This window comes from Microcoleus sp. FACHB-1515, from assembly GCF_014696105.1.
Classification (GTDB): domain Bacteria; phylum Cyanobacteriota; class Cyanobacteriia; order Elainellales; family Elainellaceae; genus JAAUTJ01.
This window is the reverse complement of sequence record NZ_JACJPO010000070.1, coordinates 1-10,940: the sequence shown is the minus strand read 5'-3', so window position 1 is coordinate 10,940 and position 10,940 is coordinate 1. Positions and strand designations below refer to the sequence as shown.

9 protein-coding genes are annotated in these 10,940 nt (G+C 51.1%); 4 read left to right on the top strand and 5 right to left on the bottom strand.

Features of this window, described 5'->3' with window-relative positions; genetic code table 11:
* Positions 1-108: 108 nt before the first annotated feature.
* The 3 genes from H6F67_RS24625 to H6F67_RS24615 form a co-directional block, all read right to left on the bottom strand.
* Positions 109-534 (bottom strand): thioesterase family protein, encoded by a 426-nt coding sequence (locus tag H6F67_RS24625; protein WP_242020786.1) that lies wholly within the window; start codon positions 532-534, stop codon positions 109-111.
* Between the two features lie 90 nt (positions 535-624).
* Positions 625-1,095, bottom strand: a complete 471-nt coding sequence (locus tag H6F67_RS24620; RefSeq protein ID WP_190769302.1) for a DUF4332 domain-containing protein — start codon at positions 1,093-1,095, stop codon at positions 625-627.
* Between the two features lie 87 nt (positions 1,096-1,182).
* Positions 1,183-1,746 carry a hypothetical protein gene (locus H6F67_RS24615; RefSeq protein WP_199304626.1) on the bottom strand — a complete coding sequence of 188 codons (564 nt, stop codon included), beginning with the start codon at positions 1,744-1,746 and terminating at the stop codon, positions 1,183-1,185.
* Between the two features lie 77 nt (positions 1,747-1,823).
* Between H6F67_RS24615 and H6F67_RS24610 the strand changes: the two genes are divergently transcribed.
* From H6F67_RS24610 to H6F67_RS24595, 4 genes are all read left to right on the top strand, one after another.
* On the top strand, positions 1,824-2,858 hold the full coding sequence (locus H6F67_RS24610) for a hypothetical protein (protein WP_190769301.1): 1,035 nt from the start codon (positions 1,824-1,826) through the stop codon (positions 2,856-2,858).
* Positions 2,859-3,242: 384 nt separating this feature from the next.
* Complete coding sequence (locus tag H6F67_RS24605; protein WP_190769300.1) at positions 3,243-3,548, top strand: hypothetical protein; 306 nt, start codon at positions 3,243-3,245, stop codon at positions 3,546-3,548.
* A gap of 94 nt (positions 3,549-3,642) precedes the next feature.
* Positions 3,643-3,912 (top strand): type II toxin-antitoxin system ParD family antitoxin, encoded by a 270-nt coding sequence (locus H6F67_RS24600; RefSeq protein ID WP_190769299.1) that lies wholly within the window; start codon positions 3,643-3,645, stop codon positions 3,910-3,912.
* Positions 3,909-4,208: a type II toxin-antitoxin system RelE/ParE family toxin gene (locus tag H6F67_RS24595; protein WP_190769298.1), complete on the top strand. Its 300-nt coding sequence runs from the start codon at positions 3,909-3,911 to the stop codon at positions 4,206-4,208. Before H6F67_RS24600 ends, H6F67_RS24595 begins: the two co-directional genes overlap by 4 nt.
* Before the next feature lie 37 nt (positions 4,209-4,245).
* Here the strand turns inward: H6F67_RS24595 and H6F67_RS24590 are convergent, their stop codons facing one another.
* Both H6F67_RS24590 and H6F67_RS24585 read right to left on the bottom strand, forming a co-directional pair.
* Positions 4,246-7,806, bottom strand: coding sequence for an NACHT domain-containing NTPase (locus H6F67_RS24590; protein WP_190769297.1), 3,561 nt, complete (start codon positions 7,804-7,806; stop codon positions 4,246-4,248).
* A 181-nt stretch (positions 7,807-7,987) separates the two neighbouring features.
* Positions 7,988-10,555 carry a M1 family metallopeptidase gene (locus tag H6F67_RS24585; RefSeq protein ID WP_190769296.1) on the bottom strand — a complete coding sequence of 856 codons (2,568 nt, stop codon included), beginning with the start codon at positions 10,553-10,555 and terminating at the stop codon, positions 7,988-7,990.
* Positions 10,556-10,940: the final 385 nt, after the last annotated feature.

The window sequence follows — 10,940 nt, the reverse complement described above, 5'->3', positions numbered from 1 at the left end:
AATACGACCATTCTTCACCGTTTGAGTCGAGGTGCAACTGGGACAAGCAAGCATCATAAAGAGTCCATCGAAATCTGTTGCTAACCTAGCATCATTACTTCTACACGACTACCGGGCAGTGAATGCGTTTAGTAATTCGGTTGGAATCGGGCGCGGACGCATCGAAGTTCGGTTGCTTCGCAGACCTTCGGTAGCGACCCATACCCAAAGCGCTTCTGCCGTTACGAGCAGTTCTTCCTTCTGGCCGTAGATCTCATAGTGGCGCGTCGCTCTGGTGCCGCGCATATTTTCCAGCCAGGTTGAAACGGTGAGCGTGTCGCCTGCCACAGCGGGACGCAGATACTCGATCGCAATTCGCCGCAGCACAAACGCGCCACCTAATTCTTGATAGCGATCGAGTGTGAAGCCGACCTGCTCGGAATGTTCGATCGCCGCTTGTTCCAGATAGTGCTGATAGACGGCGTTGTTGACATGCCCCAGCGCATCCATTTCGTAGTGCCGGACGCGCAGTTGCGTCGTGAATTTAGACATCATTTCGATTCAAGAATGCTTGTTTATGCTGTCGAGAAACGCTGAATTGTTCCTCTCTCGATCGCCGGATTTTAGCGGTGTATCGGCTGTGTGTCAGTGCGATCGCTTTGCGCTCCCAGAACGGTATTGTGGCGTCCGGGAACGGTTATCGATCCATTTGGCCTGCTCAATCCAGCGATCGACCTCGCCCAAACTCGGACACAAATCGCGGCGTTGCAGCGTGGCGACTTGCAGCTTCAAAATCTGCTGATGCAGTCGCGGCAAAGGCGTTTGAGCAAGCTGGTGAGGCGACCCAATTCCGGCATGAAGCAGCAGGCCGCAGTGCTGACAGCCCACAGCCGGAACGCGAGCCAAATCTGCCAGCGCCACCCACTTGTTGATGTGCTGCACATGCAGTTGGAGGCGCGTCGCGAGGGCTTGACGATCGCCGATCGATCGCCCCTGCTTCAGCAAATCCTGTGTCGTGTGAATGCCGCACTGCCTGAGCTTTGCCTGGTCTGCTTCACAAAGTCCGGGTAGCTGCGCGATATCCCAACTGCGATCGAGCTTGGCCGAAGAATTCATGACAGCACTCCGCTCAAATGCGTTTTTTCTCGATTTGAATGCTGCGGCCAATCAAACCAAGTTGCGACTCAATCAATCCTATCGCGTCTAACTCGTTGCCTCAATCAACACCTGCAACAGCACCTGCACCGACCCGATCGCCGTCTGCACGGGAATCCAGCCGATCAAGGCGATCGCGACTGCCCAGCGCGTGTGGATGTCGAGTCCTTGGCGAACGGCCACGATGATCGCGAGGAGCGTCCAGGCAGCGAGGCCAAGATCGATCGGGCGACCCAGAAGAGGAATCAGCGTTAGAAAATTGAGGATCTGGGGCGCATAGGCAAAGCCGATCGGCACGAGCAAATCGCTGTAGGTGAGGCGATAGCGCTTAAGCTGCTGGCCGATCAGCCAGATTGTCAGAGTCCAAAAGTAATAGCCTGCGACAACGGCGATCGCCACCAGCACCACGCCCACCAGAAAAATCCACAGCGGGGCACGGTTGATCACCAAAATTAAAGCGTTTCCCAAGCCATATGACAAAGCGGCCAGCAGCACGATCGTCCGTGCCTGTCGGCGGGTTCGCCCCGTGTTGGGCGTGTATTCGTAGAAATGGCCGTCAAGAGACAAGGCACGCTTGAGCGTTTGCACCAAAGAGGGAGAATTACCCGACAAAACTATCGCTCGCGATCGATGACACTGCCTCTCACCATACGATTTGATCACGATCGCTCACACCTAACAAAAGGCAGATGCTCGATCGACTCGGACAGCTTTGGCGCGAATTGCGCGGCGGCAGTTTGCGGCTGGTGGGAACAGCGGGACTGGTGCTGCTGGCTTGGGGAACGCTCGCGCCAGTCGGAACGCTGGTCTGGTGGCTGAGCGAAGGTGCGGAGCGGCTGGGACTGGATGTGCTGGGTCGTCCGCGATCGCTGCCGCCAAGCGATCGTTCCAACGCTCAAGAAATCAACTGCTACATCGTTTTTCTTCCGGGCGTCGGAGATTTTTCGACCGACCAGTTGACTGAGGGGGAAAGCTATTTTCTCGATCGACTGGTGGAGCAGCACCCGAACTGCGTCACGGTGAGCGATGTATTTCCCTACTCGGCAGCCAATCAGGATTTGGTCGGGCGCAGATGGTTTGAACCGCTCCAGAAATTTGCGGAGCGCGGCCAGCAAACTCAGGAAATTGCCAGCCTGTATATCAAAATTCGCAACCTTTGGCGGTTTGCGCTTTCGACCGACGATCGCTACGGCACGGTTTACAACCAGGGCATTGCAACGGCAATTGTCGATCGCATGAATGCCGCGCATCCGCTGGGTGAAGTGCAGCTTAGCCGAATGAAAATTGTGCTGGTGGGAACGAGCGGCGGGGCGCAGGTCGCACTGGGGGCGGCTCCCTATTTGCGTGAGTGGATCGATCCGTCGCAGCTTACGGTCGTTTCGGTGGGTGGCGTCTTTTCCGGCGATCGCGGCTTTGAGGCGGCGCAGCGCGTTTATCACATGGAAGGCGATCGCGACTGGATTGAAGACCTGGGCTGGATTTTTCCGTCGCGCTGGGCTTGGGTGGTCGGGTCGCCGTTCAATCAGGCGTTGCGATCGGGCGAATATGACGTGGTGCGGACGGGAAATCACAAACACGATGGCGGACAGGGCTATTTTGGTGAGGAGCAGGTTCAAGAGGATGTGATGTATGTGGATTTGACGCTGCGGGCGATCGAGCAGTTGCCGATTTGGGGCTATCCAGCAGGGCAAAATTCTTCGTCGCTGAACGTGCAGCAAAACTGAGAAATCACAATTTTTGTAATAAAAGCTACAAAATCTGAGCGCGATCGATCTTGACTTCCTCACACCCAAATCCGTAAAACTCCGGCAGAATCAGCCGTTTGGCGATCGCTCCACACCTCGCCTCAGAAATTTGCTTGACAGCGAAAAATCAGTGCGATACTCTTTTGCCTTAACGCTGCTCCCAGCGTTGTGCCCAAAAGCTGAGCCGACGCGACCCGAAGTTGATTCCAGCCAACAACGGATCGCTAACCCGTCAAACTGATCTAGGCAGCCTGAGCGGGCTACGGAGATTTTACTCTCCCAGCCGCCCCGATTGTCTTGCTTTGACTTTTGGGGTCGGCTGAGTTTTTGGGTTTTCCTGCCCGCTTACAAAAGGAAGACCCAATGAGAAACGACTTCATGTCGCGACCCAACGATACCGTTCCGGGAGCGCTTCGCGATCGCGGCGACACTCCGCTGCTGCAAATTCCCTCGGCTTTCATCCTGCCGCAAGACCCGCGCTATGTGATCAAGCACGTCCTGATCGGTCAGCCGATCGCAGTCGATCGCACGATCCTGCATCTGCAACAACTGCGCTATGCCGATGCAAACACTTGGGCAAGGCCGCTGGCAATTGGGGAACCGCTATCGATCGCGCCCGCTCCGGGTGATGTAATCAGCACGCTGATCCGCTATTTCCGCATCGAATAACCCGTTGGGGCGATCGATTTTGTGGTGAGTCGATCGCTCCTACCTCATCAAATTATCGCCCTAAAATGAAACCATCGAGTCAACCAATCCTCTGATGGAAATTACTCTCGCCCCAGAAGTTGAACAGTTCATTCAAGCGCAAATTCAGAGCGGTCGCTATTCATCAGCGATCGAGGTAATTCTTGCCGGACTGCAACTGCTTAGAGATCAAGAGCAAATTTACAAAGGCAGATTTGAAGAACTGCGGCAGGAGATTTCGATCGGGCTGGCAGAGTCTGAGGCGGGTGAAGTCATCGATGCAGATATTGTTTTCCAAAGTCTTCAGGCGAAACTGCAACAGCGACGGGCTGAGGCGAATGAATGAGCATTTGCAGGTTTACAGTTTCGGCCAGTCGAGATATTGAAGATATTATTGACCAAATTGCCGATCGCCAAGGCTTTGATGCCGCCGATCGCTACCTGCAAAAAATCAACGCTAAGTGCCAATCGATCGCCAACTTTCCAAACATGGGACGCAGCCGCAATGAACTTGCTCCTTCACTGCGAAGCCTGCCGATCGATGACTATTTAATCTTTTACAGAGCGATCGATAATGGTGTTGAAATTATCCGAGTCGTCAGCGGCTATCGAGATTTAGAAGCGTTGTTTTCAGAAGAGTAATCGATCGATCAGCTTGATGGGAAGATCGATCGCCCCGCTAACCTTCAACAACTTGCCAGAGCGCATCGATCGCCCTCCCCATATACTCCGAGTCCTGATGCTGCTCGATCCATTGCGCTAAACTGCGCTCAATTTCTTCTGATATTTTGCTCAGCTTAACCAACGCATTAAATGTATTGCTAGGCGCTTTATTGCCTTCAACTAGCTTGAGAAGTGTTTCAATGATCTCACTTGAAACAAAATTCAACTCACCTAAGATTTCAACTGCTGCTGCTTGTACAGAAAATTTCTCGTCTTGTGCTAACTTCAGAAGCTCACCAATTGATGGCTCAAATTCGCTCTTTTTAACTAGGGCTAGAGTAGCGCTTAGGCGTTGTTCTAAACGTCCTTGCAAGGAAAAATCGAATGGATCGGATACGGTACTAAGTTCTTCAGACGCGATTTCAGATAGTGCTTGAATCACTTGTTCTGATGAAGTGTTTAGTTCGCCTAATACGCGTGCAGCACATGGGCTTAAATCAGTATTTCGGCTTTGAAGTACTGCTAAAAGACTTTGAGACACTGATTCAGGAGGTTCACTTAATTCTACCAATGCCCACGCAGCAGCTTGACGCAGATTCAGAATATATTCTTCACACTGCCAATACTCGTGCTCTGCATATTCATCTATCTCCTCTTCTTGTGGAACAGCTTCGCGCATCTCCTTAATCATAAGATGCTTTCCTTGCAGCAATTCAAGAAGCTCTTGCATTAAATCGTTAGAAGTATCTGCTATCTTCCCAAGCAACTCAATGGCATACCAGCCATCAATATCATCAAGATTAGTTGCTAGACGAGTAAGCTTATGGAACATCGATACATCAATATAGCCTGCTCTACCCAATGAGAGAGTAGCTTGAGAACTCACAGAAGAATCTTCATCTTGCATTAAAGGTAACAGGTATTCTTCTTTCTTCTCTAAAGGAATCCTCAGTTCTCCTACAAGTGAAGCTGTCCATATGCGTATATGACTTTCTTGATGCGCTAAAAGGTATGAAAGAGCAGGAGACACAGTGGTAGAATAACTATTTATTGCAAGTAAAACATCAACAATATTGGAGCGGACGCCTTCATCTTCATATAACATCAACATGAAACTCAAACCATTTATCACATCGTCGCTCAAGTATTCAAGATCAAACAGTGTTTTGAGTACTTTGGCAGGTACTTTTACTGCTTCAGTTAAAACTTGCTTCTTCAATGAATCAAGGGCTTTTTCTCTGTAGCCTAGTGCAATACGATACTGTTGTAGTCTTTCGCTATCTCTCACCGAAGGTATTAGAAGATCAAGTAATTGCAACTCAAAGCTTGTTCCACCTAAGCTGCAAATACTCTGGAACGTCTGAGAGTGAACCTGACTTCCAACTTGGGTTGCTTCGGATGATTCCAGCTTAGCCAAACCCTCTAAAATCTCTGATATTAAACTTAAATCTGCTTCTGCTAGATTTTTAATATCTTCTGCTAAACAACGACTAGAAAAAAACAAGTCGTGATGGAGCCATTGCTCATATCGACTGTTAGCTTTTAGAATTTTACGGATGGCTTTCGCTGCTTTCTTAGGCTTTTGCTGAGCAATAAGCAATAACAGCACTTCAGTCCAATGAGGATCGTGAAGGTGTTGGTCAATATGGTTCAAAACGCTCTCGAAGTCATCTTCGTTGTCATGTTGATAGTTAATTTCTTCAGCAGTTAAATATTCTTGAAAAGTTTTGTGGGTAAAAGCATAACAGTCTTGGCCTTGCTCGTTTATCAGTCCAGTTCTGTCTCGAATGAACAGCAGAAAACGTTCTGCCTCTTCTCTCGCCTGATAAAGCTCAATCGACTTCTGTTTCTTAATCATTTTGCTTAGTTGATTGAGGAGTTCGTCGCGATCGATCACCGTGCCGCCTTCGCTGTCTCCCGTGTTGCCCTGCGAATGCACCCAATACGCCACGCTTTCCATCAGCCGCCGCAGATCATCAAGCTCCAAATATTTCAGCGCTTCATGATTGGTCAGTTCCTTGTTTCGATCCCAGTTCAGTAGCAGCGTATCCACCGCTTTGTCATACAGCTTATGCCGCTGCTTTGGCAATACGGCCTGATAGCGATGAATCAGGGCGACGATCGTCAGCAACAGCGGATTACGGGCGAGAAGCTTGATGCGATCGTTTCCCTCGAACGCTTTCTTGAGGCTGTCTTTGCGCCGTTCCGCCTCCGCCTTGTCCGGGACGCGACTGTCATACCACTTGTCGATAAACAGATTCATCTGCTCATCGTTAAACGGCTGAAGCTCATAGTGCGGAAACTCCTCCGTCCGAAAAAAGTCGCGCCGATAGCCCGCCGGACGCGAAGTCACGATCGCCCGATTCAACCGATACTGCCCCAAAAAATTCTCGATGCACTGCACCAGATGCGATCGCTTCGTCTCCTCCACCACTTCATCCAGCCCATCGAGCAAAATTAACGCCTGTCCGCGATCGAGCCAATACTCAAAAAATCCCGCAGGCAGCGGCTTGACCGACATCGTTTTCTCAGCGTGAAATCTGGCAAACTCCGCGATCGACATCTCTGGATGCAACGCCCAATCGCGAATCCGAATCAAAATCGGCAGCAGCAATTCTTCTGTATTAGCCTGCAATCCTTCTGCATCACGCCGCATTCCTTTTGTATCGTGTTGCAATGCTTCTGTATCCGCCTGCATTGCTTTTGCATCGCTTCGCATTGCCTTTGGATTGGCCTGCATTGCTTCTGGATGGGATGACATTGCTTTTGCGATCGCTTCCCGTGCCAACGTCACCGCAAAATAGCTCATCAGCGTCGTCTTTCCTGAACCGGGCGCACCCAGCAAAACGGCTTTCGATCGAGTCTGCTTCAATAGCTGATCTACGGAAAACCGTCGGCCTGTGCGATCGAGTTGCGATCGAAACTGCTGTTCTTGCAAAAGTTGCGATTGTCGATCGTTTGCTTCACTGAAGCGCAGGAAAAAATCTGCTCCAAACGTCGATCGCTCCTCCAAAACGTCCTGCATCACAAAAATTTGTGCTAGCTTTTCCGCCTGCTCAATCTCGCCGCTCTCAACCGCCACGCCCAAAAACCGCACATCATCAAACCAGTTTGCTAGCTGCGTCAGATAATCCTGCTGTGCGACTCGCACCTTCACGAAGTAGCTGGTTCGCACCACATACGCTTCTAGGAAGACTTCCAGCCAAGGCTTGAGGCGATCGCCATTCAGCTTCAATCCCGGTTTTGCCAACTGTTGAAACGCTGCACAAATCACGTCTAAATCTGGTCGATCGCCATCCTGCTTCAGCGGTCGCTGCAATTCCCCCTGCACAGTCGAATCGGTAAACGCCTGCGTCAGATAATCTCGTGTGTCCTTCTCTTCACTCCGATAAAACAGATGCTCTGGAGGAGACTGCGATTTTTCCCATTCTTGAATCGCTTGCTTGGCGGATTCGATCGCCTCGGCCAAATCACTTTTTTTCAGCCGACTTTGAATCTCGCTTCCCGCCCCGCTCCACACCGCATCGGCAACTTTCCCAACCAGCCATCCGCCCAAAATTGATGAAACAGGTTCCATTCAGCAGCGCTCAAATCCGTCTGCAACGATTATGGCCTGCAAAACTGGCGATCGATCGAACAGCCACCCTCATCCCCTAACCCCTTCTCCCTAGTGGAGAAGGGGAACCGAACCTTCAAAGTCCCTCTCCCACAGGGAGAGGGATTTAGGGTGAGGGCGGCTGTTCCTCCCGCCGATCGATCTATTTCGATTTCGCTTCGATCGCCTCCAGCCGACTCTTCAACTCTTGATTGTCCTTTTTCAACTGATCCAATTCCTGCTGAAGTTTCTGCACCGCCTGATCTTTTCCAGCCGATTTGAGAACTTTTTTGACAGATTCTTCAGCTAAGCGGCGAACGCGACCATCCGGCGTATGATCGGCCAGCGATTGCAGGATGCCAACGGCTTTCATCGTTTCCATCTGGCCGAGCGCAACGACGGTGGAAACTTGGGTGAGGAAGAAAGATTCGATCGAAAGCTCTTTCAATCGATTCAGAATTCGCTCGATATTCGCCTTCGTTTGGCCGCTAGAAATTGTGCCTAAAGCGCGAATTGCTGCCAATCGTAACGGTTGTGGAGTGCCGATCGCCGTGTATTCCAAAATCAAATTCAGCGCGGACTCGGAAGTTTTCATTTGGCTGAGGCCTGCGATCGCACCAGCCCGAATCACTTCATTCCATCCAGCGCGAGTTTCGAGAATCGATCGCAGCAAGTCCAGCACTTCGCTTTCTTGTTCTTCGTTGCCTGCGGCGACGGTTGCGACACCTCGGATTGCGGCGGCTTCGACGTAATAGCTGGCGTCTCCTTGGGAAGCGATCGCCTTCAAAGCCTCGTAGCTGGCGGGCGTTTTTAGTTCCATCAGCGCTTCCACAGTAGCGCGGCGAACGCGAGCTTCTGGATCTTGAAGTCCGGCTAGCAGTTCCTCGAATGCCTGATCGAGTTTGACGGTGGCAAGCTGTTGAGCGACTTCGCGGCGAACGCCCCAGAACGAATCGTCTTTGAGTGCCTTGGCGAGCGCTTTGACGGCTTCAAGTCCGCCTTTTTTGGCGATCGCTTCGGCTGCATAAAGACGCGAAATCGGGTCAGGATCGTGTTGCAGTTGCGCTTTCAGTTCCGCGATCGGATATTCCAGCGTTACGGTTTTCAGGAACTTGTTGCCAACATCAAAACTGACAAACGACGGCTTTTCTGAAAGGGGAAAATAGAAGCTTTGCTCGCGATCGTGAACCCGCACGGTAAAAATTTTCGGTTCGCCATTTTCGTAGCCAAACGCGATCGGAATTTTTAGATCAAACAGTTCGCTTTTGAGTCCGGTTTCGCCTTCTTTCGCTTGCGTTTGTGTCACCGTAACTTTTGCAAGATTGCTGTCCCCGTCCCATGAATAGGCAACTTTGAAGTCAGGATGTCCGCCTCGAAAGACATATTGATCGAAGAGAAATTGCAAATTGCGTCCCGTCGATTTTTCGATCGCCCTGAGCAAATCGATCGTCTCGACGGTTCGATGCGCGTTGTCATTGACGAAGGTATGAACCGCTTTGAAAAACAGTTCATCCCCCAATTCAGCGCGAATCATGTGATAGACACACGCGCCTTTTTCGTAAAGGTGACGATCGTAAAGTTCGATCGCTTCTCGATAAACATGCGTGACGATCGGACGGCGATAGCGCGACGCATCTTCGTCCAAATAGCTGCGAGCTTCACCCAACATATAGTAGGCCGCTTCATCCGCGCCGTATTCATGATTCGTCCACAGCACTTCTGAATAGGACGCCATGCCTTCTTTAATCCAAGCGTGTGACCAATGTTTGATCACCACGAGATCGCCAAACCACTGGTGAGCGAGTTCATGGGCGACCAAGCTTTCGGAACTGCGGTTGTCGATCGCCGCTCGTTCATCAAGCAAACAGCGATCGGTCAGCAGCGTCGTGGAAGTGTTTTCCATGCCGCCAAAAATAAAGTCACCAACGCAAACCTGCGCGTATTTCGGAAATGGATAGCGATAGCCAAATGTCTGCGTGAAAAACTCGATCATCTCAGGCGTTTTGCCCATCGATCGCCGCGCTTCGTCCTCGCGTCCTTTCTCAACGTAATAGGTCACGGGAATGCCTTGCCACTCGTCGCGTAATTCAGCAAAATCTCCGACCGCCAGCGTCATTAAGTATGTCGGGTGAATGTCTTTTTGCAGCCAGTGGTAGATTTTGCTGTCGCCATCTTCCTGCGTTTCAACTAATTCGCCATTCGAGATCGCCAGCAGATTTTTCGGAACGCGGACGCGAATTTCTGACGAGCTAAGCTGACCGGGATAGTCGAAGCAGGGAAACCAAAAGCGCGAATCTTCATCTTCGCCCTGCGTCCAAACTTGAACGGGCTTGTTCGGATAGTGTTCGGTTGGCGCAATGAAATATAAGCCGCGCTGCGGTCGATCGACTGCATACGCAATCTCAAGCTCGATCGCCTGTCCCGCCTCACTCACCGGATTCAACTTCACCGAAAGCTGTTCGCCGTCATAGTCAAACTTCTGATCGTTGCCGCCCACTTTCACCGACTCGATCGCCAAATTCACCGCATCGAGGGTGAGGCGATCGATTCCACTCCGCACCGGATTGATTCGCGTCGTGCAGGTTCCTCGATAGCGCTGGTTGGGAATGTCGAGATCCAAATCGAGAAAAATATGCTCAACCTGTCCAGGGCGATCGGGATTGTAGTGCGGACGCGCTCCGGGCAGTTCAAAATTGCGATCGCTCTCGCCATCAAAAAACAGCTTCGACATAACACCAGCAACGATAGATGGAATTCATCTAGGGTAGCGCGATCGTGCCCTGCATTCTGTTTCAGCATTGAAGGTTAGGAGGCGGCAGAAGGTAAAGCAAAAGCGAACATTCTCCGCCAGCGCGTATCGATCGCGATGGGTGATCCTAAAAGTGAGTTGAGTGATGAGTGCTGCCAGCGCTAGCCTTGTTGATGCGGGGTGGTGGCACGGATGCAACTCCCGATATACTGTCGAATCTGCTGTGGGCAATCAACCTGAAGCAGGGAAGCTCCTAGTGCAAGCTGGCAAAAGTAAGCAGCCAGCTTGTTAGCCATCCTTGAAGCCTTCAAACTTCCAGTTGAACGGTTTTGCACTCGTGCAATTGAAGTACTCAATGAATTTGAGA